Here is a 25,624-nt window from a genome sequence, read left to right as displayed (position 1 = left end):
ACGCCAGGGAAAGTTCATGTGGCTGGCCTACGTTGCTCTCATTTCGCTGGCAGTCGTCTATATATTCCCGTTTCTCATCAACCTCGCCACCTCATTTAAGACCGAACCCGACGCCGCAAGCGACCCCCTGTCACTGTTTCCGGCGACCTGGTCCAGCTTGGCGTACGGGAAGCTCTTCCTGAATTCGGATTTTCCCTTGTGGTTCGGGAACTCGGTGGTGGTCACGGTTTTTGTCACCTGCGGGCGGGTGTTCTTCGACCTGCTCGCCGGCTATGCCCTGGCCCGTATCCCTTTTCGCGGAAGGTCGGTGATTTTCGCCGGAGTTGTGGCTGTCATGGCTGTGCCCGGAGTTGTTCTCCTCATTCCCAAATTCCTGGTGATAAACCAGTTGGGACTGTACGACTCGTACGCGGGAATGATCATCCCGCTTATGGCGGATGCTGCAGGGGTCTTCATCATGAAGAACTTCTTCGAGTCCATCCCGGCCAGTGTCGAGGAACAAGCAAGAATCGACGGCGCAGGAACCTTCCGGACTTTTTGGTCTGTTGTCCTGCCCATGTCCATGCCTGCCGTGATGACCATCGTCATTCTCTCTTTTCAGGGATCCTGGAACGAACTGAGCCATTTCATCATCGCCGCCCAGAGCCCTGAACTCATCACACTTACCAAGGGCGTGGCCCAGCTCTCCTCCGGCCAGCTCAGCGCCGGAACCCAGTATCCGCTGAAACTTGCGGCGGCGGCCATCATGACCATCCCGGTGGCCATCGTGTTCTTCATCTTCCAGAAAAGGATCATGAACAGCACAGCAGGGGCGCTGAAGGAGTGAGCGCTCCCTTGCTCTAAAGGGTTGCTTTGGGCTGGCCCCTTCCCGGGCTCCAGTCCAAAGCAACCCGGCTGACAGGCGCCGTGTCATACACTGATGAACACATCGTTGATCGTTCAAAGGGTCTGTCCAGCCGTTTTGGAGCAGCAAGAAAGCAGAGGTTCGATGGGTTCCCGGCCAACCCTGGCGAGCTTGGCGCAGCAACTCGGCGTCTCCCGGCAAACCATTTCGAATGCCATCAACGCCCCGGAGCGAGTCAGTCCTCCCACGCTTGAACGGGTGACAGAGCTGATCGCCGCTTCCGGATACCGCCCGAACATTGCCGCCCGGCAATTGCGGACGCGACGGTCCCGTAACCTCGGCTACCGGCTCTTTCCCTCCGCGGACGGCATCAATGGTGCCATCATGGACCGGTTCCTCCACTCCCTCACCGCGAGCCTTCAACAGCACGGGTACCGGGTTACAGTCTTTGCCGTCCCCAATGACGACGCCGAAATTGAAGCCTACGGGGAGCTTCTGGAGACCTCCGATCTTGACGGATTCATCCTCGCCGACACCCGCCAGGATGATCCACGGACGCGCTGGCTCATGGATCAGGAAGTCCCGTTTGTCACGTTTGGGCGGCCCTGGAGCGCTGACAATGAGGCATGCCCGCACCCTTGGGTGGATGTCGACGGCCAGGCCGGGACAGCGGAAGCCACACACTACTTGCTCAGTCAGGGCCACCGCCGGATCGGCTTTCTCGGCTGGCCGGACAGTGACAGCCCGGCAAGGGAACGCCCCGCCGGTTATGACCTGGGACGGGACCGGAGGGAAGGCTGGAAAACGGCACTGTCCCCCCACCTGGAGCCGCACGAACTGGATCTTATGTCCGTGGGCGTCCCGGACAGTATCCGTGAAGGTGCAGCAGGAGCGCTGACCCTGTTAGCCAACGGTGCTACAGCCATAGTCTGCGCCAGCGATTCCCTGGCACTCGGCGCCTCGGAGCAGCTACGGGCCGCCTTCCCGGACAAAGTTCCTGCAGTGATTGGCTTCGACGACACTCCTGTCGCCGCCGCGGTAGGAATGAGCAGCATCGCCCAGCCGGTGGAAGAGGCCGCGGGCACGGTTGTGGACATCATGCGCTCCATCCTGGACGGACCAACGGCCCAGCAACGCGCGCCCGAGCACGTCCTTCTTCCCTCCCGGCTTGTCCTGCGCGACGGCGGCGGGCCGCTGGCCACTCCGCCAGGACTGTAAGGCCAGAGCCGCGCCACGAAGCCGCTGGGCTGAGCGGTGGGGGCTCAAGTGTTCGTTCGCGCCACGTAGATACCCGTTTATGACCTCCGGCGCAGGGGAATCTCAAGGCGGACTGCTGTAGCTCAAGGTTTCCGTGTTGAGCCTCCAACCGGGTGCGCTCTTCTTTATGAAACCTTGTTCAATCCCTTCCTTTTCTGTGCCTATGGTTTGCGTTCCCGTTGGAATAGTCAAAGTCAGTAGATATTTAATAACTTCGGGCAGGGATTGCGAATAATGAGTGACAGATCACATTGTGATGCGGTAAACCGGGCTGGTGCTCGGAAATCCCCGAGTTTTGTGAAAACGCGGCCCGGTATAACGCTCCGGTGATTACAGTCCTCATCCCGGCCCACAACGAGGCCGCAGGCATCACCTCAACACTCCAGTCACTTAAAGATCAAACTCTTTCGCCGGGCAGGGTCATTGTCGTCGCAGATAATTGCACAGACGCCACAGAGCAGCTGGCGCTTGCGCAGGGAGCTGAGGTTGTCCCGACGGCGGGAAACGTGGACAAGAAGGCCGGAGCGCTCAACTTTGTCCTCAGCAGGCTGCTTCCGGACGCTGCGCCCGAGGACTTGATCCTTATCCAGGACGCCGACTCCCAGCTGTCCCCTGACTTCATCGAACGTGCGGTGGCTCATCTGCAGGCGGATTCACGGCTTGGTGCGGTTGGAGGCGTGTTCAGCGGGGGAAGCGGCGGAGGATTCGTTGGCCACCTGCAACGGAACGAATATGCCAGGTATGCCCGCGACGTCAAGCGGCTCAAGGGGAAATGCCTGGTAGTCACGGGCACTGCTGCGCTGTTCCGGGCACGGACCCTTCGGGACGTTGTGGCAGCCCGGCTGGACGGTTCCCTGCCTCCAGGCAACGGACACGGCGGCGTATACGACACGTCCGTCCTGACAGAGGACAACGAGCTCTCCTTCGCCCTGCTCACCCTCCATTACCGGATCAAGTCGCCGGCAGACTGCACGTTGGTTACAGAGGTCATGCCGTCCTGGCGGGAGCTCTGGGCCCAGCGGCTCCGGTGGAAACGTGGAGCCGTGGAGAACTGCGTCCAGTACGGATGGACACGGGTTACCCGCCCCTATTGGGGAAGGCAGGCACTGGCCGTGGTTGGAGTGCTGGTGACACTGGCCTATTTCGGCACGGTGGCGTTTGCACTGGGCACGGGGGCAGGGCTGCACATTCAGCCATTCTGGCTTGCCGTGACCGGTGTCTTCGTGATCGAACGTGTGGTGACGGTACGGCTGCGGGGATGGAAATACATGCTCGCGGCCGCCACCATGTACGAGCTGGTGATCGACCTGTTCCTGCAGGTGGTCCACGCGAAGGCGTACGCAGATGCAGCCCTTAACAACAAGAAAGCTTGGTAACACTATGTATGACAACCCAGCAGCCCCGGCCGCAGCCGGACTAGGTTCTGGAACGCTCGCCATGACGGGGGCCGGCGACCTCTTCTGGTTCGCCCTCGCCGCGTTTGCCCTGGTGGCCCTTGGAATGGCCGTCAAGAGGATTGTTCCCGTCCGTGGGGGAAAATCCTAGCCAGCAACACGCTTTGAACCCCGTTCGGGGTAACAGCACAAGGCAGGGCGGCCAGGTGGCCGCCCTGCGTTGTGGGCCAACGGGGAAAACCGGAAGCTAGGTCACAACACTGACGGTGTTTGAGCACCCGCCGGCATCGCAGACCTTGTATGAGGTGGTGCTCCCGCCTTTGAACTTGTTCACATAGGTCCCGGTGTTGGCCACCGTCCGTGGCAGCCCGTTGATCCAGAGCGTGACGCTGGTTCCCACGGCTCCGCCCCACTTCAGGGTGGTGGTGTTAACCCCCTTCGACTTCGTGGTGGCGGCGGTGAGCTTAATGGCTGAGACAGGCGCCGGAGCCGGAGCAGCAGACGCCGCAGTGAAGGAGAAATCCCGGATCACCACGGCTTCCGGATTCACATGGGCAGGATCCCCGCCGCCTCCCCCCGTAACCCACAGGTTGAAGTGGATCTGTTCCTTGGCTGGGACGGGAACGGTAGAGCCTTCCAGGACGGTGCGCTTGAGCAGCGTGCCCACGAAACCTGCACCGGCGTAGGTTTCAAACGTCAGCTTCCCTGGCTCCCAGACCATCCTGTGGGTGGTGACGGGACTCGCCGTGACATCAAAAACTATGGTGTTGTTCCCTTGGCCTGGAGGTTTGCTTGCGTCAAACCAGTACCCGTGGCCCTGCGTGACGGGCCACGACTCGCCGTATGCAGCCCCGCCGCCCCAGGCAGAGGCCTCACACAGGTCAATTTCGTTGAACCCCGGTGCGGCCAGGGGATCGTAGGTGAACAGGCAACCCCACACCACTTCCTTCTGCAGCAGGCTCAGGTTCTTCTCCACAGTGGTTGAGTAGGTCCCGTACCCAAACCCTTGCCGGGTGGACTGGAACTCCGCTCCCACTGGAGCTTCCCCGGTGGGATTTGTCAGGGTCATGGTGATGTAACCGTTGGCACCCGGGTTGCTGACGTTCGCGGCAGCAAAAGCCTTGTTGTACTGCGGAGCACCGCCCCAAAACCGCTTCTCCCAGTTGAAGCCCTTCCAGCTGAAGTTTCCTGCCGGACCGGGATTTGGATCCATAGGAGTGGTGTCTGCCGCGGAAGCCGGCGGGACAGACACCAGCATCGCCAGCCCGGCCGCAGTGAACATCGCCAGCGCTTTCAGCCAGCGGGCATGAGCCGGAACGGAAAACCGAAAAGAAGCCATGTAACGCCCCTTACCTGTTGCTCCCCAGTGAGCAGCTTCGCGCCCCATTGAGCGCTCCTTGATCATGAGCCACATCTGACCCACGACGCAATAGCTTCAGTGTGATGAAATTTGGTCTCGAATATCCTCAAGAAAGACGCAATTTTTGCCCATCCTCAAGAATGACTCAAAGTAGGGGAAATTTGCGTAAAGGAGTGATTTCGGTCTGTAGGCTCATATTTAGTCTTCCGGGTTGAATTACTGCAATACCCATCCATTCGGTTTATGAATCCGAATACAACATGAAATAGCGTGATGTAGTGCCGATGCGGACTGCTGAAGCGCCGATACGACTGAACGCACGATTTTGGCGGCGCCGCCCTTGGGTGAGCGGCCTGCAAATCTCCTGCGTGCACAGGAATCTAACGGACTAGTGGGGGAGTAGATGGTTGAGCGGGGTATTGCTGTTGTAGTAGAGGACGACGACGACGTGAGGACATCTCTGACGGAGGTGCTGCAGCAGTCAGGTTTCGCTGTGCACGCAACAGTTTCCGGTATCGAGGGCGTGGAGGCGGTCCGGGAGCACAACCCCGTGGTGGTCACCATGGATGTTGGCCTGCCGGACTTTGATGGAATTGAGGCATCGCGCCGGATCCGTACGTTCAGCGATGCCTACCTCATTATCGTCTCAGGCAGAGTGGAGGAAGCGGATGCCCTGATGGGGTTCGAGGCCGGAGCCGACGACTATCTCACCAAGCCCTTCAGGCCGCGGGAGCTCAGGGCCCGGATCGCCGCGATGCTCCGCCGGCCTCGGGCCCTGAACGCAAGGGCAGCAGAAACCGCCTCAACACCGCAATCGGGGAACGGGTATCCGTCCGGGCACCAGCGGCCGGCGGCACCGCCGTCGTCCCTTGTCTCTCCTGCCGGCCACGGAGCCGAGCGGCAGGGGACAATCATCCGCTGCGACTTCGAACATAAGGGATTGACCCTGCACGAGGGATCGCGCATGGCTGCCATTGACGGCCGGCCGCTGGATCTGACCCGGACCCAGTTCGACCTGCTCCTGGTCCTGATGGAAAACGGCCGGGTGGTGCAGACCAAGGCTGACCTCGTCCGCCGGCTGCGGAACGAGCCCTACAACACCGGTTCCTATGTGGGCACTGGCGAGGAGCGCGCCGTTGAGGTCCATTTGGGAAATCTTCGCAAGCGCCTGGGCGACAACTCGCGCGACCCCCGCTGGGTAGAGACGGTCCGGGGCGTGGGCTACCGGATGGCTCCATAGCCGGCGTCTGAAGCCGTAGCGTTAGTCAAAGCACGGGCGATGGCAGATGGAGACGAAATGTTGTGGGAGAGCGTGGCCGGGGTGGTTGCCGGCATCCTGCTGGCGTACGCCGTCCTGCTGTTTTTGCTATGGCTTTACGCGCGCAGGCACCCGGAGACGGTCACCCTGAAGGAGGCGCTGCGGATGCTCCCGGACCTGTTGCGCCTGATCCGCCGGCTCGCTGAGGACCGGACCTTGGCCCTGGGGATTCGGGTCCGGCTGGTGCTCCTCCTGGCGTATCTGCTGTCTCCCATTGACCTGGTTCCGGACTTCATCCCGGTGATTGGCTATGCCGATGACGCCATCATTGTTGCCATGGTGCTGCGTTCCGTCCTCCGGCGGGCGGGGCCTGATGCGCTGGGCAGGCACTGGCCGGGGACCCCTGCCGGCCTGGAAATCGTCCTCAAGGCAGCGGGGCGGCCAGGGACTCCAGGCACGGCCGGGGCAGCATAGCCGGCGGGCGTTTTGGCTAGTCCAGTTCGCCGGTTCCGGCTGCCGCGAGCGGCAGGATCCGGGCCCAGGCCTCGGCAGGGATGTCCCATTCGGCCAGCCGGAGGGTCTGGTCAACACGCGCGGGCTCGGACATGCCAACAATCGTGGAAGTGATGCGCCGGTCCCGGGTTGAAAACTGCAGCGCGGCGGCAGCCAGCGGCACCGAGTGCTCGGCGCAGATCGCCTCCATCTTCCGGACGCGGCTGATGGTGGCTTGGCTTGCGGGGCGGTAGCAGTAGTTGGGTTCGGCGTCGGGGCCCTTGACCAGCATTCCGCCGCCAAAGGGGGCGGCGTTGACAAAGGCGACGCCACGTTCCATCGCGTCCTGGATCAGCGGTTCGGCAGTCCGGTCCACCAGGGTATACCTGTTGTGGCTGATGACGACGTCGAACATGTCGGTGGCCAGGTACTTCAGCTCCAGGTCGATCGGGCCGCCCGCTACCCCGATGTGTCCGATCACGCCTTGGTCCCGGAGTTCGGTCAGGGCTTCGAGGGGACCGCCGGCTGCGGTGCCTTCCTCGAACGTGATTTTCTCGGGGTCATGCAGGTACACCAGCTGGAGGCGGTCCAGGCCGAGGCGTTCCAGGCTTTCCTCCACGGAGCGGCGGACCCGGTCGCCGGAGAAGTCGCGGGTTCCCACGATAGGGTCCACCTTGGTGGCGATGACAACGCCTTCCGGCAACCCGCCGGCTTCGGCAATGGCCTCACCGATCCGGCGTTCGCTGTTGCCGCCGTTCCCATACTCGTTGGACGTGTCGATGAAGTTGAAGGGACCCTCAAAAACCCGGCGGATGGTGGCCACTGCGGTGTCGGTGCCGCGCGGGGCAGGGTGGCTGCCCAGCGAGCTGGTCCCAACGCAGACTGTGGAGACGGAGAGTCCGGTACGGCCAAGAATCCTGTATTCCATGCTTTCCTTCGGGCTAGAAGTATCGGGCTAAGAGATTTCCCTTCCGCTATTCTGCATGCTTGCCGGCGCTGATACCGTGGTTGCCACCCGTCAAGGAGGAGCCATGACAATCAATTCACCAGATTCATTGCCCGACGACGAAATGCCCGACGACGATCAGCAGCAAAAGCCAGCCGGCGGCGGAACTCCGGCCGGCAAGGATGCAGACCAAAAGGTCGACGGCGGGATCCCCGGCGGAGATAAGGGCGTGGGCCTGGGTGCCACGGGGGAGCCGAACACGTTTGAGCCCGAGGAAGACCCGGACGCTGCAGACAGCTAGCCCGCGGTGAGCCAGGCAAGGCAAGATGCGGTGCACCCGCAGCCAGAGTCAGCCACGGACACCGACGTCATCAGGGACTATGCCTGGCAGGGCGAGGACGACCCCGGCCGGCTGGATACGGCCACGGTCATTTTTGGACCGGACAGGCTCCAGGCACACGGGACGTCCCGCACCGATTGGTATGCGCTGAGCTGGGTCCTGGAAACGGGGGATGATTGGGTCACGAGGAGACTCGCAGCCACCGTCCACGGTCACGGCTGGAGCCGTCAGCTCGAACTTGAACTCAGCGACGACGGCGCTTGGAGTTCACGCGCGTCCGCTTCCGGAAGCGGTGCATCGGGAGGTGTTCGCTCCGAAGAGGGTGGGCTCGCAGTTGCAGCCATGCCACCGCCGGGTATCGATAACCCGGACGAGCTCCGCGACGCACTGGATTGCGACCTCGGCCTGTGCCCCATGACCAACACCATGCCCATCCTGCGGCTGAATCTGTTGGGTCAGGGAATGCGAGGTCAGGGAGCGTCCGAAGGGGAAACCATGCTGACCATGGCCTGGGTGGAAGTTCCCAGCCTTAGGGTGTTCCCCAGCAGGCAGAGATACAGCAGTTCCCTTGCCTCGGTAGGCACGGTCCGCTTCAGCTCCGAGAGCCGGGACTTCACTGCCGAGCTGACCACCGACCAGCACGGCGTGGTCACCCTGTATCCGGGGCTTGCCCGGTTGCTGCCTTTACCCCACGTGAAACGCGGCTGACGCTGGTAGGCCCTGCACTCAGTCCATTTCCGGGACCCTAAGAACTCCCACCGCCGCGGCGAGGTAGGGCGCCGGGTCGGCGTCTTCGCCGGCCGCCCACATCAACCACGCCTCAAACGTCGCACCCAGAAAAGCGGCGCACAGGTAGCGGGCCGTGTCATCGGGCAGCCCAAGCGACACCAGATGACGGCGTGCGCGCTCCCGCTGCGGCGCCAGGAATTCGTAGCTCCGGCTGGAGAGGTCTGGGTGCTCGGCGATGAGGCGCAGCCGCCCGCGGGTCACGGAAAGATCCGGGAGGGTGGTGACCCCGCCTGTCGCTGCCGCCCGCAGCCCCGCCAGGACGTCGCCGTCGGAACCGTACGTGCGCGGGGAATCGTCCCACTCCTGGGTCACGGCCTCAATGACAGGCTCCATCCCGCCCCACACCAGGTCCGCCTTGGTAGAGAAATACCGGTAGAGGCTCTTGCGTCCGATGCCTGCTTCCCGCGCCACGTCCTCCATGGAGGTGTTCTCGTAGCCCTGCTCGCTGAACAGCCGCAGTGCCACGGCGGCTACGGCGTCCGGATCAATGGTGACGGGCCGTCCGGTGGAGCGGGACACGGCAGCCGTGGACTCTTCAGTTCGCATCCGTCCAGTATTCACTCTTCCATAATGACACAGAGTGTCATAAGGTGGAAAGCATCAACACCACTATGTTCGGGAGCACAACATGTTCGGGAGCACAGCATGAGCAGCACGTCATGGCAGGAAGTCGCCACCGAGGGCCGCTTCACCGGCAAGACGGTCATCGTTACCGGCGCAGCTTCGGGCATCGGCCAGGCCACGGCCCTGCGCATCGCGAAGGAGGGCGGCCGGGTGATCGCGGCGGACATCAGCAAGGAGCGGCTGGATGACCTGATCGCCGACAACAGCGGCCTCGACATCGTTCCCGTGGCCGGAGACATCAGCCAGGAAGAGACAGTTGCAGCCGTTGTGGCAGCGGCGGGCGGCAGGGTTGACGCCCTTGCCAACGTGGCCGGCATCATGGACAACTTCGCTCCCATCCACGAGATCCACGACGACATGTGGGACAACGTCTTCCGCATCAATGTCACCGCACTCATGCGCCTCACCCGTGCGGTGGTTCCGCTGATGCTGCAGGCCGGAGCCGGCTCGGTGGTCAATGTCGCCTCCGAAGCGGGCCTGCGCGGGTCCGCCGCCGGTGCCGCATACACCGCGTCCAAGCACGCCGTCGTCGGCCTGACCAAAAACTCGGCAGTGATTTACGGGCCGCAGGGCCTGAGGTTCAACGCCGTGGCGCCGGGGCCCACCATGACCGGCATCGTGGCGAATTGGGGATCGAAGACTGCCGCCGAGCGTCTGGGGCCGATCATGCAGGCCACCGTCCCCGCCGTCGCCACCGCAGCGCAGCTTGCTGCGTCCATCACCTTCCTGCTCAGCGACGACGGCACCAACATTAACGGCGCCATCCTGGCGTCCGACGGCGGCTGGTCGGCACTGTAGGCTGCCGGCCGGGATCGGCACGCACTCGATCTCCGCAACGTGCCTCAAGACGTCTCTGTCCTACACGCCTGTAAGGGATTTCTACTGTGGCAGCCACACTGGCTGTTGGCCCGTTTCCAGTGGTGCTGCTGTTGACTGCCGGATCATGAGCTCTGGCGACCACGGGGCCGGGTGGGTGATGCTGTGGTCACCTTCCAAAGCGGCAAGGAGACTTTGTACTCCATTTGCGGCTCTCCGGGCTGAGCAGTGAATGACGGCGGTCAATTCCAGTGATTCGCCAAGGTCCTGGCCATCCATTCCCACGAGGGACAGGTTTTTAGGAATAGTCAGCCCCTTCCGTGCGGCTTCCAAGAACACGCCGAGAGCCATCTCATCGGAAGCGCAGACTATGGCGGTCGGCTTTGGCCCGGGTCCGGCCCACAGACGGCAGAACGCCGTCCGGCTGTGGGCGATTGCCCCGGCCGGACCTTCAATCCGGATTTCCCTTAGCTTTATGCTATTAGCGTCCAGGGAGTTCGTCCGGTGATCCAGTCCGCCTGCCTGTGGACGTATCCGGGGCATGGCCCCACGTCCTCCGTGGAAGAGGGCCAGGTCCGTGTGCCCGAGCTGAACCAGGTGCCGAATGGCGGTGGTGGCAGCTTCCAGCTCATCGTTGTCCGGCTCGCCGTGCAGACCGACCACCATGTGCGGCATCGCGCTCCGCTGCAGTTGCTCGATCGAATCCTTTCCCAGAGTGCCGGCCCCCAGGACCAGAAGCGCGTCCACACGTCGGCAGAGCACGTTCAAATCTATGGGGAGCCGGGCACTGGCCGAGGGATGCGGAAGATGGAGCAGCACCAGAGAGTAGCCTTGCGAGCGGAGTGCCCGCTCGGCTCCTTCAACAGCCGCGCCGTATGCAGGGTGGCGAAGGGAGGAAGTCACAACGCCAACGCTTCGCGTCCTGCCTGTGGCCAGTCCTGCGGCAGAGGCTGACGCAGCGTAGCCCAAGGCATGGGCGATTTCGAGGATTCTTGTCCGGGTGGGTTGGGCGACCCTGGGAAGGCCCCTGACTGCGCGGGAGACCGTGGCCGTGGAAACACCGGCCGCGGCGGCCACATCTTCAATGCTGGGCTGAGGGCGGTGCGCCCGCGTTCCCCTGACGGCCGGCAGTATCACTTGGCATCCTTTACATGGCGGGGTTTCCTAGAGTGTCTGGACTGACCGTTCCCAGTCCTCGGGAAGTGCAGCAGAGGCCGGGGCGGAACTTTCGACATCTATGAAAGCGCCGGAATCGATGGATTCAGAGATCGAGACCATGGTGTCCAGGACGTGGTAGGCAAGGTTGCCGGTGGCCCGGTGTGGAACGCCTGCCCGGATGGAACGCGCCATGTCCAGGACGCCCAGACCGCGGCCGTCTGCAGGGCCGCTGGCAGGAATCAAGGTCCAGTCCTGGTCCCCGGCTCTCCAGATACGGACATCGCCGCCGAATTCGTTGGGATCAGGAAGGGCAATGGTGGCGTCCGTGCCTGTGATCTCCACAAACCCCATCCGTTCACGCGGGGATTCGAAGCTGAAGACGCTGTGGGAGGACGCGCCGTTCTCGAATTCGGCCATGGCGGAGACATGGGTGGGAACGTCAACAGAGAATTCCTCACCTGCCTTCGGGCCCGAGCCGACCACACGTACAGTCTTTGCTTTTGACCCGAGCGCAGCCACACGCCGGACTGAGCCGAAGGTCTGAACGAGGGCCGTGAGGTAGTACGGGCCCATGTCGAAGAGCGGGCCGGCACCGTACTGGAAGAGGAAGGCAGGGTTGGGGTGCCAGGATTCCGGGCCGGGGGTCTGGAAAGTGGTCATCGCGGTGAGCGGCGTGCCGATGTCTCCCCGCTCAATAATCCGCCTCGCCGTCTGCAGCCCGGCGCCGAGGAACGTGTCGGGGGCGCAGCCGAGCCGGATCCCGGCGGCGTCCGCGGTTTTGAGCAGTCCCAGCCCGGATTCGCGGTCCAGGGAGAAGGGTTTCTCGGTCCAGACGTGCTTGCCCGCGTTGACCGCGGCGGTGGCGACTTCGACGTGGGCGGCGGGGATGGTGAGGTTGACGATGATTTCGACGTCCGGATGGTTCAGCGCCGCGTCCACTCCGCCGAACTCGGGGATGCCGTATTCGGTTGCCCGGGCGCGGGCGGTGTCTTCGAAGAGGTCGGCTATGACGTGAACCTTCAGGTCCGGGAAGACGGTCAGGTTGTCCAGGTACTGCTTGCTGATGTTCCCGGCACCGATCACGGCGACGCCCACCGGGCCGCGGCCGGTGCCTGCGCTGGTCGTGGCTGTGCCGGTCATGCCAGCTCTCCTGCGTTCACGGCAGCGGTCTGGAGGTAGGCCAGGCTTTGGGCGATGCCGTCGAAGATGTCGCCGGCGTAGTCATCGAACTCCACCACACCTACCTCCAGGGAGGTGGCGGCGTTGATGACGTCCAGGACTGCGAGCTTGCCCTGGCCTGCCGGTTGCTGGGCCTTCGTGTCGGTGTTCAGCGGGCCGTCCTTGATGTGGATGAACTTCACCCGGTCACCGAGGCGGGCCAGGATCTCTACGGGGTCCTGCCCGCCGACGGCCACCCAGTAGGTGTCCACCTCCAGCACGAGTTCAGGGTCCAGCAGGTCCGCGAAGTACTCCAGGGCGGTGCGGCCCTCAATGATGGACTCCAGTTCCCACTGGTGGTTGTGGTAGCCCACCCGGATGCCGTACTCCGCACCCTTCTTCGCTGCCGCGTTGAGCCCGGCGGCGGTGGCCTGGATGTCCTCGGCCTCCTGCCAGCGCTCGGCCGGGATGAACGGATCGATCACCGTCCCGATGCCGAGTTCCTTCGCCGCGGCAAAGATTTCGTCCTGGTTCTGGCTGAGCAGCGGTGCATGCCCGGACGGCGCGGTCAGGCCGTTCTCCCGCAGCGCCGCGCCGAGTTCCTTGGCAGTGGCAACAAAGTTGTACGGCTCCACCTGCATGAAACCAATCTCCGCCACCCTCCGGATGGTGCCGGCCAGGTCCTCCTGCATGGCGTTGCGGAGAGTGAAAAGCTGAAGTGAATACGACATTCGTGTCCTTGGGAGTGGCGTGATGGATGGGACTGGATACCTAAACCCGCGGGCTCAGCTGTACAGACGGACGTCGGCGATGCTCCACCAGTTGCCCGCGTCTCCGGTCGAGGAGATCCGCAGATACCGGGCCTTGGTGGCCGCCAGATCGATGTTGGTGAGCTGTGCGGTGCCGGCGCCGCTGGCCTGGGTGGTCCAGTCCGTACCGTCGGTTGAGGTCTCCAGCTGCCAGCTGCGGGCGTAGTCTCCGAGGTTGCCGCCGGAGTCCAGGGCTGCGCGGCGGAATTCCTTCTCGACGCCCAGGTCGATCGTGATGTTTTGGCCGGCCGTCTGCGCCTGGCCACTGGACCAGCGGGTGGAGGCGTCGCCGTCGACGGCCAGCGGCGCGTCACCTGCCGCACTGGTGGCGGTCGCCGTCGAGCCGGTGATGTCCACCGGGGCGAGGTGGTCGTCGAGTCCTTCCGAGGCCGGCCACGTGTAGGTGGCGAGGGCGCCGCCGGGCAGGGTGTATTCAAACGTGCGCGAGCCGACCGACACCGCGAAGGTGCGTGGTTCATCGTTCTCGTTGTGCACCACCAGGGCGGTGGAGCCGTCGGGGTTGCGGAAGGCGACGTCCATGATTTGGCCGTTCCATCCCGTGGTGCCAAAGGAGGTGCTGGCGATGCGCACGGCGCCGGGCTTCACGAACTTCGAGAGGTGCCCGATGGTGTAGTACTCGGCGTTGGTGGTCACGGAGCCGTCCGAGTGCGTGGTGACCAGGCCGGTGCAGGTCTGGCAGCCGCCCAGGCGCGGGCCGCCGTTCTCATCCAGGGCGATGTTCCAGTTCACCGCGGTCTTTGACCAGTTGCGGGTGACGCCCATCGTGATGTTGCGGGCGTGCCAGGTGAGGGTGTCGCGGAAGAATTTCGCGGGCGGATCGCCGGCCCCGTGCGAACCCGAGCATTCGGTGAACCAGATTCCCTTGTCCGGGAACTGGTTGTGCAGCGTTGTCTGGGCGCTGGGGTCTCCTGAGTAGCAGTGGAAGGCCGTGCCGGCGATCCACTTGGAGGCCTTGGTTGACAGCAGCCTCGAGGGATAGTCCGTCTCGGGGTCCTGGCCGGCGGGCGTGGCCGCGATATCGCCCGGATGCGTGGACCAGTTGTGGTCGTAGCCCAGGATCTTGGTGCCAGGGCTTTCCCGATGCAGGATGGGCCCGAGGGCGGAGATCACCTTGGCCTCATCAGCCACCGGCATGTCCGTGCCCGGGTACCCGTCCGGCTTCCGGAACTGCGGCTCGTTCTGCACGGTGAGGTAGTCAATCGGCACGCCCGCGTCCGCGTACGCGAGGACGAACTGGGTGAGGTACCGGGCGTAGGTGGACTCCATCCCCGGCTTGAGGCTCCCGCCCACCAGCGAGTCACCGGTCTTCATCCAGGCCGGCGGGCTCCACGGTGTGGCCACGATCTTCAGGGCCGGGTTGAGTTGCTTCGCCTGGCGCAGCAGCGGCAGGACCTGAACCTCGTCCCGGGCGATGCTGAAACGGCGCAGCGCGAAGTCCGTCCCGCCCGGCTCGACGTCATCGTAGGTGTAGTGCTGAGCGGCAGCAGTGAAGTCGGATGAGCCAATGGGCTGGCGCAGGAAACTGACCCCGATGCCGGTCAGGGGATCGAAGAGCTTGCGCATGGTTGCCTCCCGCTCCGCCGGGCTGAGGGCGGAGATCACGGCGGCCGAGGAGTCAGTGATGGAGGCGCCGAAGCCATCCATCGTCTGGTAGGTGGTCTCCGGATCGATCACGATGGTGGGCTGGGAGGAGGACGCAGTTCCAAACGTCACGGGCGCCTGCTCCGTCAGCAGCTGGGACTGGTCCACTGTGGTGAGCCACACCCGTGCCTGCGGCGGCTCCTCCTGCGCCACCGCACTGCTGCCGATTGACGTCAGGGCAAGGACCGCCGTCGCGGCCATAACCGCAATGGATCGGGTTCGAAACTTTCCGACAGGGCCGGTGGCCGGCCGGCCTGGCGTTGGGCAGGACGGTGCTGCGGGGATGGTCATGGGTTTCCTTGGGTCTGGGTGCGGGGGAGTACCAGCCCTGGGCGAGGGCTGAGGAGGGGGCCATGCACGACGGCGGTGCTGGTGTTAGGTGGGGCTCCTACTTGATGCCGGTGGCCGCGACGCCCTGGATAAAGAACCGCTGCAGGCAGATGAACAAGGTCACGATGGGGGCGATGACAAGCACCGAGCCTGCCAGCAGCAGTCCGTAGTCTGTGGCGCTCTCGCCGGTTGAGAACAGCGACAACGCGACGGGCAGCGTGTACTTGTCCTCGCTCTGGGCGGCGACTAGGGGCCAGAGGAAGTTGTTCCACGAGCCGAGGAACGTGAGGATCCCCAGTGTCGCCAGCGGCGGCCCGCAGAGCGGCATCACAATCCGGGTGAAGGTCCGCAGTTCACCGGCGCCGTCGATTCTGGCCGCCTCGATCAGGGAATCCGGGATCCCCATCATGAACTGCCGCATCAGGAAGACGCCCAGGGGTGAGACCAGGAACGGCAGGATCAGCGCCGGATAGGTGTTGACCAGGCCCAGCTTGCTGACCATGACAAACAGCGGCACGAACGTCACCACGCCCGGAACCATCAGGGTCACCATCACCAGCAGGAACAGGACCTTCTTGCCGGCGAAGTCCATCTTGGCCAGCGCGTAGCCCACCATGGAGCAGAACAGGAGGTTCCCCAGGACCGTGACAGCCGCAACAATGATGCTGTTCATAAAGAAGAGGTCTATGTGCAGGTCGGTGAACCAGCGGACGTAGTTGTCCATGGTGGGGTCCTGCGGCCACCAGGTGACTGGCCGCCGCAGGAGCTCACCCTGGGTTTTGAAGGATCCCAGCAGCATCCAGACAAAGGGCAGTATGGTCGCGGCTACGGCAAGAACCAGCAGCCCATATACCCAGGCCTGTTTGCCTATGGTCGATTTTTTCCGGCGGGCTGTCACGGTCCGCCGGGCAGCGGGGCGGGCCGGTGCTGCGGGAGCGGTTTTTGTATCGGTCATCGTCTACTCGCTTCAGTCTTTGGAGCGGAGGGTACGGAACTGGATCAGGCTCAGCAGGGCGATGGCTATGAACAGCACGTAGCTGGCGGCCGAGGCCAGGCCATACTTACCGAATCCGAACTGGTTGAAGGTGAAGTAACTCACCGAGAGCGTGGAGTCCAGCGGACCGCCCTTGGTCATCACGAAAGGCTCCTCGAAGAACTGCAGGAACCCCACCGACAGCAGGACCGCGCCCAGCAGCAGGGTGGGGCGCAGGATGGGGAGCGTGACCTGGACGAAGCGCTGCCAGGCATTGGCACCGTCCACCTGGGCCGCTTCCAGGACTTCGGTGGAGACGTTCTGCAGTCCGGCCAGGAAGATGATCATCAGGGTGCCCATGTTGCGCCAGACAGCCATCAGGATCATCGCCGGCATGGACCATTCCGTGCTGTTCAGCCAATCCGGCCCCGCGATGCCAACCCAGCCCAGGACGAGGTTCAGCAGCCCGTCCGGTTGCAGGATGAACCGCCATACGACGGCGATGGCCACGATGCTGGTCACCACCGGCGTGTAGAAGCCAACCCTGAAAGCGCTCCGGAACCGGGTGATGCCGTTGTTCAGTGCGACCGCCAGGGCCAGTCCGGCGGCCATGGTCAACGGGATTCCGACGACGACGAAGTAGCCGGTGTTGAGCATTGAGTGAAGGAACTGCTGGTTGCTAAAGAGTTCCGCAAACTGGTCCAGGCCGACAAAGCCGACGGCGAGTGGGTTGCGGACGTCCTTGCTGGTGAAGTCCGTGAAGGACATCACGAAGGAGGACACCAGCGGCATCAGCATAAAGAGCCCGAAGATGAGGACGAACGGCAGCGCGAACATCCAGGCCACCAGCGTCTTCCGGCGGCGCCTGGCGGCAGGACTGCGGTGCCCAGGCGTCCGGGGCGGGCCAGCGGACGGAGTCCTGCCGGTCTGCCCCGTGGCCGTTGTGGTGGCCATGATTACTTCCCGGTACCGATTGAATCGGCTGTGGCCTGCAGCTCTTTCATTGCCACTGCGGGGTCCTTGCCGGCCTTGACGATCTGTTCCAGCTGGGTGTCTGCTGCTGCCGCGACCTCGGTCCAGGTGGGGATGGTGGGCGGGAAGTTGGTGTCCTTCAACTGCTCACCGAAGACGGCAAGCTTCTTGTCGTCGGCCAGGGCGGGGTCCTTCCATGCACTCTCCAGCGCGGGCAGGCTCCCCGATGCCTTGTACCACTTGATCTGGACTTCCGGCTTGGACAGCCACTGTGCGAGCTTCCAGGCTCCGTCCCGGTTCTTGGCGTCCTTGAAGACCACCAGATCGGAACCGCCGATGAAGGACGTTCCGCTGACCTTCTTGGGGAACGGCGCCACCATGTACTTGTCCTCGAAACCGGGACCGCCTGCCTTGTTGAGCTGGGCGAGGCCCGACGGTCCCAGGATCAGCACCGGGGCTTCGCCGTTGACAAAGGCAGCTTCGCCGGCGCCCGCTCCTGTTGCGGGATTTCTGTTGGCCAGGTCGTCGGTGAAGAGGCCCTGGTAGTACTTCAGCGCCTCCACAATCTCCGGAGTGTCAAAGGTCCACTTCGAATTGTCCTCGTTGATGAACTGTGCGCCGTTGGACCACAGGAAGGGAAGCATGGACTGGAAGGAATCGGCGCCGGACACTGGCAACTGGAGCGGGTATTTGACGCCGTCCTGCGACTTCAGGGCCTTCGCCATGGAGGTCAGGCCGTCCCAGGTAGTGGGGAATTCCGGGTATCCGGCCTGGGCAGCCAAGTCCTTGCGGTAGTAGAGGACCCGCGTGTCGACGTACCACGGCACGCCCAGCGTGGCACCGCCGAGCTCTGTTGATTTGACGGAGCTGGCGAAGAATCCGGACGTATCAAGCTCGGCGGGCTTCGTATCGAAGGCGTCACTGAAATCGGTCATCCAGGTGGTGCCCATCTGGGCGAGGTCCGGGGTGGTACCTCCGGCAATGGCTGTCTGGTACTTGTTGTGGGCAGCATCCCAGGGGATGGCGGTAACGTTGACCTTCACCCCGGGGTTCTCGGCCTCGAAGTCCTTCATAAGCTCAGGGAGCAACGTCGCTTCGCCACCCTGCGCCCATACGTTGATGGTGCCGGTAGCGGCTCCGTCTGCGATCGCCTTGCCGGTCTCCGTGGCGCCGGAGGGCGCATCGTCGCGTCCGCAACCGGTCAGCAACAGGCCGGCGGCAAGGCCAAGCGCCGCAATTTTCCTTATTCGGACACGCGTGTCCAGGGTGGTTTGGATCATCGTTGTTCCCTTCAGTCAGACGCCCTGCGGCGCCGGTACAGAATCCGACTTATGCGCTTAGATGCGAATCCAAAAGAAAGGACTTTCAATGCGCTTAGATCGGGATGTGAAACTAATCTAAGCGCATTACTGTGACTTTGGCAACAGTTCTTACAGATCGGGATGTTAGGTTACATCGACCCGGCAGCCGCAGCTTTCCCGCACAGCAAGCTGTACCGGCAGCTTGCTGGTCACTGGGGCTGCAGCGGGGTTGGTGATGGCGTCCACGAGGATTTCCACGGCCGTCCGCCCCATCAGTTCCATCGGCTGGCGAACCGTGGTCAAGGTGGGGCGGACCAGGCGGCCGGCGACGACGCCGTCGAACCCGGTGACAGCCACCTGGCCCGGGACCGAGATCCCGGCGGCCTTGAGTGTCTCCATAACCACCAGCGCTTCCTCGTCATTGGCACAGACGAAGCAGTCGGGTAGGGTTCCGGCGTCCAGGAGATCTGCGATCAGGTCAGCAGTCACAGCAGTGGCGCCCGGCCGGCTTTCAAGCGCAGGAAGCACTTCCAGTCCGTGGGCGGACAGGGCGGCGGCGAACGCGTTGTACCTGGCTTCCGTCTCCACGTTCGGGATGCTGACAAACCTCAGTCTCCGGAACCCGTGGACGCCGATCAGGTGGTCCATGAGTTGCCGCATGCCGTCGGCGTTGTCCACCGTCACGTGATGGAGTTCGTCGATGCCGGACGGGTCAGCGAGTTCAAGAACGGGAATGCGGGCTGCGATGCGTCGGGTTACCTCTGCGGGAATTGTGCGGGGAAAAATAATCAAACCGTCAACCCGTCCGGCAATGTCAGTCACTGCCCTTTCGCTGCTGGCTTTGTTGCCTCCGCCGATCATCAGTGCGTAGCCCCGGCTGAAGCTCTCCAACTGAACGCCCCGCTGAACCTCGTCAACCCAGACCGGGAACAGCCGGCAATCATCATTAGGCGCCACCACAGCGGCCGCGCGGTCTTTCTTCATGCCCTCCGCATCGGGGAGAAAATTCAGGAAGTCGAACGCGAAGAGCCCCAGGGCTCCTGTGCGCCCTTTGGCCAGGCCCCGGGCACTGGCACTGGGCACATATCCAAGTTCGCGCGCAGCATTCAGGACCGTGTTCCGCGTTGAGTCCTTCACGCGGTGAGGCTGACTGAATGCAAAGGAAACGGTGGCTATGGAAACCCCCGCACGCTCCGCGACGTCATAAACAGTCGGACCCTTGACCACTGCCATCACTCCCCCTTCCCCTTGAGCCTATGCGCTTAACAATAGATGGACCGTGGGGCAGTTGCGCGATGCCCGCCTTAACGAAGTAGGGATCGCGCAGAATTACAACATGACAGGCGAATCTTCAACTCACCACAGCTCCGGACGTGCCAAAGTGATGGCGCGCAAAGGAATGGCGACGGCGGCCCTGGCCGTGACCGGCATCTTGCTGGCCGGATGCGCCACCCCCGGTGTCGCGCGGCCGGGAGGCACGACACCGGCAGACAGCCGTTTGGAAGCCTCCGGCACTACGACGACAGGACCTGACATGACCATGGATTCCCCTGCCCCCGGCGACGCAAGCAGCCTGGCGGCTGCGCTTTTTGCACCGCTGGTCCTAAGCCTTCCGGCGAGTGCCGACGGCATTGCGGTGGACCAGACTCCGCTTGAGCCTTTTGCCGGTGCTTCCCTGACGAGTTTCACGGCCGACACGGAGGAGATGAAGTCCATCTGTGCGTCGGCGGGTTCGATGGTGGCCCCCAATGCGGAGATCGTTGGGCAGGACGCGAAGGTGCTGCGCGGCGTCGGGATTGAGCCAGGCTCCACCCTGTGTTCCAAAGACACAGACTCCGGACGGGGGCCGGCATTCCGGGTAGTCATCCCGCCGAAAGACTCGGGAAAGATCCACGTGGCGATCTACCAGCTCCCCGCTGGGCGCTGACGACCCCGCCGGCATGCCTTGAATGACTACCGCGGAGCCGTGGGGTCTACTCCGTTGCGGCGCCCGCAGCAGCGAGGAGGTCAACGTAGGCCCCCTTGATGAGTGAGGAGTGGTCGATCTCAAGAGCAGCAAGCAGGCGGTGGGCTTCTGAGACCGCAGTGACAGGCTCCAGCGTGCCTCCGACAGGGACTTCCAGCTCCAGGAACTCGCCCAATCCTTCTACGCGGTCGAGGTGGACCCTCGTCTGGCCTACGTGAAACACGATGCGGTCCTTTCGAACACGGCCGATTTGGCCATAGGCATCAGTCAGGACTGATCGGAGCCCGTCTGGGTCTGACGTTTCTGAATGTAGATAGAACGAAGGCTTCGGGCCGGCTTCATCTGCCCTGCGGTAGTAGATCAGCACCCCGTGGCAATCGGAAAGCACTCGTAGCTTGAGCCGGCCGTTGGGGCAGGAGAAGAAGGTGTCGTCTTGCTCAACGTGCTCCGGTTCCCTGTCTGCCATGGACGCGACGGCCGGCAGCAGATTTTCGAGACTATGAACGCGCGCCTTGATTTCGATGTTGGTCGGCATGATTCCACTAGACCACGGGAGTGATTTCAGAGCGGGGATGCAGGACCGTCAGTTGGGTCAGATGGTCAGGCGGCAAGCATCCTCATCACGAGGAATAGGGTTTAGCGCATGGATATGAACCTATTGGCCCAGGAGCTCGAAGAAGTTTCCGTGGAATATGCGGGCAAGAACGGCATCGAGCGTGATTCGAACTGGTTCACTCTCAAGCTTCATGAGGAGCTGGGCGAACTGACGCAGGCCTATCTCATGAAGACAGGGCAGGCCCGGCGAAAGGGCCTGACGGACGCGCAGATCGAGATGACCTTCGAGGCTGAGATAGCGGATGTCTTCGCCCATGTGCTTCTCCTTGCGAAATATCATGACGTGGACGTGATCGAGGCTGTCGAGGACAAGTGGCTCCGCTGGCATCCTTCCAGGCAGCCCTGATAAGCCTCAGCTACAGAGAGAAGCCTCACTTGGACCACACTGACTTTGCGATCTTCCTCAACGGATCCTACGGCGCCGGGAAAACGTCCACCCTGGATCACGTTGGCGACCTCCTGGCCGAAGCGGGCAGACCCTTCAGCCTGATGGACGTTGACTGGTTTCACCGCTCTTGGCCTTCCTCCGTTCGGGACCCTGCCAACCTGATGACGGAGGCAGCAAACATGGCCGCCGTATGGCGAAACTACAAAAGCGCAGGACCTCGGCAACTCGTTGTGGGCGGTGTCCTTGCCAGCCGGCAAGATTGGGCGCGGTATGAGGACGCGTTCGGCTTACGGATACGATCCGTTCGGCTCGTGGCTGATGACAGCGACATGGAGGCGCGCCTTCGCCGCCGATATACACCGGAGCAAGACTCCAGCCTCAAGTGGCATCTCGAGAGGTACCGGGAACTCAACTCAGCACTATCCGATGCAGACTTGGACGAGGCCGTTATTGAGACCTCAGACCGCAGTCCCCGCCAGGTGGCAACAACCGTCTTGGCGCATTTTCTTCCAGGACACTGACCTGATGCTGCTGACCCGAGTACGGGACGGGCCCCTCTCGGCGTGCTGTCGGGCCAGGGGCCACAATGAAGGTATGGCTGAATCCGTGATTTTGATAAATGGTCTTCCCGGTTCCGGTAAGACCACCCTGAGCAAGCTTCTGGGCAGAACCTTGGATGTACCTGTTGTTTCCAAGGACGACATCAAAGAAGCCCTTGCAGAAATTAGTCAGGGACGAATTAGCAGCAGAAGGCTGGGCGGGATTTCTTCAGAGACGATGTGGCAGCTCGTGTCGGCAATTCCGGGTACGGTCATCGTGGAGTCCTGGTGGTACCGGCCCCGTGATCTTGCTTTTGTCCTTGAGGGATTAGCTCTGTCGGGCACTCCGGATGTCGTTGAAATTTGGTGTGGAGTTCCTTCCAACGTTGCTTGGAGACGCTACCTGGATCGTCAGAGACACGAGATTCATCCAGCGGTTCCCAAAGGTCAAGACTGGGACGAATGGTCGGCGAATGCCGTTCCACTTGGGATCGGGCAAACTTTTGGCGTCGATACATCGGAGCCGGTAGACGCGGCAATGCTCGTGGATCAGCTGCCGGCGTCCTTGAGGGTCGGGACCCCCTAGGAAGAGTAGGACGACGGCGGCCCCCGCCGTCAGAACATTCGGCGGTTGCCTGGCTGGTACCGCCTTCTGTGGCCAGTTCCGAGGAAGCGGACGGATGGCACGGGCCGTCTTTGGTGCTGAACCCGGATCCGCCCCGGTAGACTTGGCCGCTGGGGAAACAGCTTGGGGGAGCTATGAATTTACGCAATACACGGCCGTTGCAGTCACTTAACGGGTGCACAGCTGAAGCGCAGCCGGGTCATCTCGAGCGCTTCAGGGGCCAGGGGCGATGAACGACTCGTCCACCCTCACCTTTACCCTGACATACGCAGCCACCCTCGGAGTGGCAGCCGTGATGTTCCTGGGCCAAATCATCGCGTTCGGTGCCGTACTGGCGCTGGCGGGCGCTGCGGGCCTCCTCGGCTATGGAGCCCGCCTCATCACACGACGACGGCCCCGTTCGTAAATCGCTTTTCAGCACCTCAGGGTGTGGAAGAAGGCGGGTCACCAGGGGAGGGGGCAGGCGCTGGAAGCTCATGCTGGATCTTCTGAATCTGCTGGGCTTGATGGGTTTGCGGGCGGAAGACTTCATCCGCAATTCCAAGCAGGTCACCGCTTCCTGCGCGTCTGGTGCCGTTGCGCCGGTTCCTGCGTGAGGACCAGAACCAGACAGCCGCCAAAGCAGTTGGCGCACCAAGCACCGCTGCAGCTGCGATCAGGATGTCCATCTGGCAACCCTAACGGGAAAGATGCCCATTCATTCCATGCGCCCAGCCCGTACTAAGGCCCGCCCATGAGGGGGCACGGGAAGGTTCCTTCGCTGGTTCGCACCACAATATAGACCCTCGCTTCGGCTCGAGGCGGCTGCGCATAGATCTCTGCACCGCCGGCGGTCCGGCCCTGCGGGGTCAGCTCGCTCAGATCGCGCTGGGCCGGTTTCGCATCCGGGCCGCAATTGTATTCACGATCGGCAAACTGAACCTTGGACGGAACTTCCCTGGGCCACAGGGTCCAATCGGAGGTCTGCAGGTGTACGTGCCAGAGCCTCACGCCAGCCAGAATCCCCGCAACCACCAACGCTGAAACTACCAACAACAAGACGATGCTTTTCTTCCCCCGCGTCATCGCACCAACAATCCCCGAACACAAGGGCAAGGTCAACAGCGGGACGGAATGACTGAGGATCCCCTGGGAACGGCCAAGCGGAAGGCCCGCTTCTTATCAGCGGAACGCTCGCAAGTACCGCCGTCGTACGATTCGTTGGGCTACCAGGAGGAGTGGGAAGAGCCCCCGCCACGGATGCCTAGACGCCGCCCCGGTGAGTGAGCGAATGGTGAGCCGGACTTCATCGCCGTGGCGGTGGACGATAAACGCTTCCTCCCCATGGACGGGGTGTCCCGGCAGGGTGCGGTAGGAGAACCCGCTCCGGTTTGGCTCCTGCACAACAGCCACGACTTGAACTGGTTCCACAATCGTCAGACCGAGCAGGCCCGCCGTGACAGTGACACGGTCGCCGGGCGACACCGGACCCGTGGAGTCCACAGCAAAACCACTCGCGGTTTTTACCTTCCAGAGGAGTACTTCGCTGGCGACCCGCTGCCACACCGCTTCGCCATATCCGACCACCGCCGTCACCTCTGATCGGCGATGTGTGCCGTGGCCGGGAGGCCACCGGTGAAGGTCCGGGCTGGTCATGTCATCCTCTTCTCAGCTCCGCATTGGCGCGGAGAGGCGTAGGCGTATGTAGGTACCCAGCCTAGGGGCCGACGTCGGGGTGTAGCGTTCTAGGGTGCATTCCGTTGAATATGGGTCGGGTACCCCGATCCTGATGATCCATGGGTTCTGCGTCGATCATCACCTCATGCTGGCGCTCGATCCGGTGTTCGCCGCGCAGGGACATTGGCGGCGGGTGTACATCGATCTGCCGGGCATGGGCAAGTCTGCAGCGGGCCCGGAAATAGACAGCGCCGACAGCGTGGCCGAAGCGGTTGTGGCTTTCGCCAGGAACACCTTTGGAAATGAAAAGTTCGCGGTGCTGGGTAACTCATTCGGCGGAATGATCGCCCGATACATTGTTGCTGAATTTGGCGATCAGGTTCTGGGTCTGGCACTCATCTGCCCGGTGGCAGTGGCAGAGCAAGGGGCACGAAGTGTGCCACCCAAGACAGTCCTGCACAGGGATCCGAACCTTTTAGCGTCCTTGGACTTCGATGATGCGGCGGATTATGAAGAAATGGCCGTGGTCCAGTCTCGGGAGAACTGGGAGAGGTTCCGCGAATCGGTGCTGCCAGGATTGCGGGCATTTCACCCGGAGGCCATCGACCGGATTTCGGGCAACTATTCGTTCCGGATGGAGCCCGAGGCTCGCTCGCCCACGTTTCAGGGTCCGGCTGTCATTATTACCGGAAGGCAAGACGACGTCGTCGGGTTCTACGACCAGATCGCCCTCGCAGACCACTACGTGCGATCCACCATTGCAGTTCTCGACGGAGCCGGCCACAACGCCCACCTTGACCAGCCGGAACTGACTGGCCGTCTCCTCGACGAATGGATTGTTCGTATGGAACATTGAGCACCCAACGAAAGGACGCAGCTTTCAAAAACAACGGCTGCGAATGGTTCTACTGGGTGGCGACGAGCTCTATTTCGAAGCCGCCTGAATTCGACAGGTAGGCAGCGTAATGGTCCGGTCCGCCGGCATGCGGGTATTTCTCCGGGAACAAGGGCGTCCAGCCGTGCTTAACACTTTCTTCAGCAAGGGCATCCACGCGTGTCCTGCCTCCTGCTTTGAACGCGAGGTGATTCAAGCCAGGTGCCGTTCGTTGATGATGCCGGCCACTCAGATCCGGCGATTCTTCCAGCACTATGTAGGTGGAGCCTCTCAGCCAACTGATTCCATGGGACCAGGTCTGATACCTCTCGTATCCCAAGGTGGAAAGGATCCAGCCCCACTCAGCCGAGGCTCTTTTGAGGTCAGGCACCCACAGCTCGATATGGTGCAACGCGCCTTCTGAATCGTCATTCACTCTGCGAGTCTTTCATGCTCCCATCACAAGCTCGATTGCCGG

At 62.7% G+C, this 25,624-nt stretch carries 29 protein-coding genes; 15 read left to right on the top strand and 14 right to left on the bottom strand.

Annotation, left to right across the window (positions count from 1 at the left end; translation table 11 throughout):
• Window positions 1-16 precede the first annotated feature (16 nt).
• The 4 genes from F8G81_RS21130 (at window position 17) to F8G81_RS21115 (ending at window position 3,646) form a co-directional block, all read left to right on the top strand.
• Window positions 17-826, top strand: coding sequence for a carbohydrate ABC transporter permease (locus tag F8G81_RS21130; RefSeq protein WP_267279317.1), 810 nt, complete (start codon window positions 17-19; stop codon window positions 824-826).
• A gap of 189 nt (window positions 827-1,015) precedes the next feature.
• The gene (locus tag F8G81_RS21125) at window positions 1,016-2,062 is read left to right on the top strand and encodes a LacI family DNA-binding transcriptional regulator (RefSeq protein ID WP_267276586.1); all 1,047 of its coding nucleotides are present in this window, start codon (window positions 1,016-1,018) and stop codon (window positions 2,060-2,062) included.
• A 365-nt stretch (window positions 2,063-2,427) separates the two neighbouring features.
• Window positions 2,428-3,477: a glycosyltransferase family 2 protein gene (locus tag F8G81_RS21120; RefSeq protein ID WP_267276585.1), complete on the top strand. Its 1,050-nt coding sequence runs from the start codon at window positions 2,428-2,430 to the stop codon at window positions 3,475-3,477.
• A 4-nt stretch (window positions 3,478-3,481) separates the two neighbouring features.
• On the top strand, window positions 3,482-3,646 hold the full coding sequence (locus F8G81_RS21115; protein WP_267276584.1) for a hypothetical protein: 165 nt from the start codon (window positions 3,482-3,484) through the stop codon (window positions 3,644-3,646).
• Window positions 3,647-3,742: 96 nt separating this feature from the next.
• Here F8G81_RS21115 and F8G81_RS21110 read toward each other — a convergent pair whose 3' ends face one another.
• A complete protein-coding gene (locus tag F8G81_RS21110) occupies window positions 3,743-4,834 on the bottom strand; it encodes a hypothetical protein (protein WP_267276583.1) in 1,092 nt (363 codons plus the stop codon).
• A gap of 424 nt (window positions 4,835-5,258) precedes the next feature.
• On the opposite strand from F8G81_RS21110, the gene F8G81_RS21105 reads away from it, so the two are divergent.
• Both F8G81_RS21105 and F8G81_RS21100 read left to right on the top strand, forming a co-directional pair.
• The gene (locus F8G81_RS21105) at window positions 5,259-6,095 is read left to right on the top strand and encodes a response regulator transcription factor (protein WP_267276582.1); all 837 of its coding nucleotides are present in this window, start codon (window positions 5,259-5,261) and stop codon (window positions 6,093-6,095) included.
• 57 nt (window positions 6,096-6,152) lie between these two features.
• Window positions 6,153-6,587, top strand: a complete 435-nt coding sequence (locus F8G81_RS21100) for a YkvA family protein (RefSeq protein ID WP_267276581.1) — start codon at window positions 6,153-6,155, stop codon at window positions 6,585-6,587.
• A gap of 16 nt (window positions 6,588-6,603) precedes the next feature.
• Here F8G81_RS21100 and F8G81_RS21095 read toward each other — a convergent pair whose 3' ends face one another.
• On the bottom strand, window positions 6,604-7,533 hold the full coding sequence (locus F8G81_RS21095) for an aldo/keto reductase (protein ID WP_267276580.1): 930 nt from the start codon (window positions 7,531-7,533) through the stop codon (window positions 6,604-6,606).
• A 103-nt stretch (window positions 7,534-7,636) separates the two neighbouring features.
• Between F8G81_RS21095 and F8G81_RS21090 the strand changes: the two genes are divergently transcribed.
• Complete coding sequence (locus F8G81_RS21090) at window positions 7,637-7,852, top strand: hypothetical protein (RefSeq protein WP_267276579.1); 216 nt, start codon at window positions 7,637-7,639, stop codon at window positions 7,850-7,852.
• A 30-nt stretch (window positions 7,853-7,882) separates the two neighbouring features.
• Window positions 7,883-8,599 (top strand): putative glycolipid-binding domain-containing protein, encoded by a 717-nt coding sequence (locus tag F8G81_RS21085; RefSeq protein ID WP_267276578.1) that lies wholly within the window; start codon window positions 7,883-7,885, stop codon window positions 8,597-8,599.
• 18 nt (window positions 8,600-8,617) lie between these two features.
• Here the strand turns inward: F8G81_RS21085 and F8G81_RS21080 are convergent, their stop codons facing one another.
• Window positions 8,618-9,226 (bottom strand): TetR family transcriptional regulator, encoded by a 609-nt coding sequence (locus F8G81_RS21080; RefSeq protein ID WP_267276577.1) that lies wholly within the window; start codon window positions 9,224-9,226, stop codon window positions 8,618-8,620.
• A gap of 99 nt (window positions 9,227-9,325) precedes the next feature.
• Between F8G81_RS21080 and F8G81_RS21075 the strand changes: the two genes are divergently transcribed.
• On the top strand, window positions 9,326-10,102 hold the full coding sequence (locus F8G81_RS21075) for an SDR family NAD(P)-dependent oxidoreductase (RefSeq protein WP_267276576.1): 777 nt from the start codon (window positions 9,326-9,328) through the stop codon (window positions 10,100-10,102).
• 81 nt (window positions 10,103-10,183) lie between these two features.
• Here the strand turns inward: F8G81_RS21075 and F8G81_RS21070 are convergent, their stop codons facing one another.
• From F8G81_RS21070 to F8G81_RS21035, 8 genes are all read right to left on the bottom strand, one after another.
• Window positions 10,184-11,257: a LacI family DNA-binding transcriptional regulator gene (locus F8G81_RS21070; protein ID WP_267276575.1), complete on the bottom strand. Its 1,074-nt coding sequence runs from the start codon at window positions 11,255-11,257 to the stop codon at window positions 10,184-10,186.
• A gap of 27 nt (window positions 11,258-11,284) precedes the next feature.
• Window positions 11,285-12,418, bottom strand: a complete 1,134-nt coding sequence (locus F8G81_RS21065) for a Gfo/Idh/MocA family protein (protein WP_267276574.1) — start codon at window positions 12,416-12,418, stop codon at window positions 11,285-11,287.
• Window positions 12,415-13,167, bottom strand: coding sequence for a sugar phosphate isomerase/epimerase family protein (locus tag F8G81_RS21060; RefSeq protein WP_267276573.1), 753 nt, complete (start codon window positions 13,165-13,167; stop codon window positions 12,415-12,417). Before F8G81_RS21060 ends, F8G81_RS21065 begins: the two co-directional genes overlap by 4 nt.
• Before the next feature lie 54 nt (window positions 13,168-13,221).
• A complete protein-coding gene (locus F8G81_RS21055) occupies window positions 13,222-15,198 on the bottom strand; it encodes a discoidin domain-containing protein (protein WP_267276572.1) in 1,977 nt (658 codons plus the stop codon).
• A gap of 97 nt (window positions 15,199-15,295) precedes the next feature.
• On the bottom strand, window positions 15,296-16,192 hold the full coding sequence (locus F8G81_RS21050) for a carbohydrate ABC transporter permease (RefSeq protein WP_267276571.1): 897 nt from the start codon (window positions 16,190-16,192) through the stop codon (window positions 15,296-15,298).
• Window positions 16,193-16,204: 12 nt separating this feature from the next.
• Complete coding sequence (locus F8G81_RS21045) at window positions 16,205-17,164, bottom strand: carbohydrate ABC transporter permease (RefSeq protein ID WP_416377074.1); 960 nt, start codon at window positions 17,162-17,164, stop codon at window positions 16,205-16,207.
• A 2-nt stretch (window positions 17,165-17,166) separates the two neighbouring features.
• Window positions 17,167-18,462 carry a sugar ABC transporter substrate-binding protein gene (locus F8G81_RS21040; RefSeq protein WP_267276570.1) on the bottom strand — a complete coding sequence of 432 codons (1,296 nt, stop codon included), beginning with the start codon at window positions 18,460-18,462 and terminating at the stop codon, window positions 17,167-17,169.
• A 165-nt stretch (window positions 18,463-18,627) separates the two neighbouring features.
• Window positions 18,628-19,716 (bottom strand): LacI family DNA-binding transcriptional regulator, encoded by a 1,089-nt coding sequence (locus tag F8G81_RS21035; RefSeq protein WP_267276569.1) that lies wholly within the window; start codon window positions 19,714-19,716, stop codon window positions 18,628-18,630.
• Between the two features lie 103 nt (window positions 19,717-19,819).
• On the opposite strand from F8G81_RS21035, the gene F8G81_RS21030 reads away from it, so the two are divergent.
• Window positions 19,820-20,410 (top strand): hypothetical protein, encoded by a 591-nt coding sequence (locus F8G81_RS21030; protein WP_267276568.1) that lies wholly within the window; start codon window positions 19,820-19,822, stop codon window positions 20,408-20,410.
• A gap of 46 nt (window positions 20,411-20,456) precedes the next feature.
• On the opposite strand, the gene F8G81_RS21025 is transcribed toward F8G81_RS21030, so the two are convergent.
• Entirely contained in the window at window positions 20,457-20,984 is a 528-nt protein-coding gene (locus tag F8G81_RS21025) for a class IV adenylate cyclase (RefSeq protein WP_267276567.1), read from the bottom strand.
• A gap of 108 nt (window positions 20,985-21,092) precedes the next feature.
• Here F8G81_RS21025 and F8G81_RS21020 point away from each other — a divergent pair, with 108 nt between their 5' ends.
• The 4 genes from F8G81_RS21020 to F8G81_RS21005 all read left to right on the top strand — a co-directional run bounded on the left by F8G81_RS21020 (window position 21,093) and on the right by F8G81_RS21005 (window position 23,022).
• Window positions 21,093-21,410 carry a pyrophosphatase gene (locus tag F8G81_RS21020; protein ID WP_267276566.1) on the top strand — a complete coding sequence of 106 codons (318 nt, stop codon included), beginning with the start codon at window positions 21,093-21,095 and terminating at the stop codon, window positions 21,408-21,410.
• Between the two features lie 29 nt (window positions 21,411-21,439).
• Complete coding sequence (locus F8G81_RS21015; RefSeq protein WP_267276565.1) at window positions 21,440-21,973, top strand: hypothetical protein; 534 nt, start codon at window positions 21,440-21,442, stop codon at window positions 21,971-21,973.
• Between the two features lie 73 nt (window positions 21,974-22,046).
• Window positions 22,047-22,577, top strand: a complete 531-nt coding sequence (locus F8G81_RS21010; RefSeq protein ID WP_267276564.1) for an AAA family ATPase — start codon at window positions 22,047-22,049, stop codon at window positions 22,575-22,577.
• Window positions 22,578-22,845: 268 nt separating this feature from the next.
• The gene (locus F8G81_RS21005; RefSeq protein ID WP_267276563.1) at window positions 22,846-23,022 is read left to right on the top strand and encodes a hypothetical protein; all 177 of its coding nucleotides are present in this window, start codon (window positions 22,846-22,848) and stop codon (window positions 23,020-23,022) included.
• Between the two features lie 755 nt (window positions 23,023-23,777).
• Here the strand turns inward: F8G81_RS21005 and F8G81_RS21000 are convergent.
• The gene (locus F8G81_RS21000; protein WP_267276562.1) at window positions 23,778-24,251 is read right to left on the bottom strand and encodes a DUF1990 family protein; all 474 of its coding nucleotides are present in this window, start codon (window positions 24,249-24,251) and stop codon (window positions 23,778-23,780) included.
• A 94-nt stretch (window positions 24,252-24,345) separates the two neighbouring features.
• On the opposite strand from F8G81_RS21000, the gene F8G81_RS20995 reads away from it, so the two are divergent.
• On the top strand, window positions 24,346-25,128 hold the full coding sequence (locus F8G81_RS20995; protein WP_267276561.1) for an alpha/beta fold hydrolase: 783 nt from the start codon (window positions 24,346-24,348) through the stop codon (window positions 25,126-25,128).
• Window positions 25,129-25,177: 49 nt separating this feature from the next.
• On the opposite strand, the gene F8G81_RS20990 is transcribed toward F8G81_RS20995, so the two are convergent.
• Complete coding sequence (locus tag F8G81_RS20990; protein ID WP_267276560.1) at window positions 25,178-25,582, bottom strand: VOC family protein; 405 nt, start codon at window positions 25,580-25,582, stop codon at window positions 25,178-25,180.
• Window positions 25,583-25,624 lie beyond the last annotated feature (42 nt).

The organism is Arthrobacter sp. CDRTa11, from assembly GCF_026427775.1.
Classification (GTDB): Bacteria; Actinomycetota; Actinomycetes; order Actinomycetales; family Micrococcaceae; genus Arthrobacter.
The sequence above is the reverse complement of the archived record's forward strand: the minus strand, read 5'-3'. Positions and strand labels throughout refer to the sequence as shown.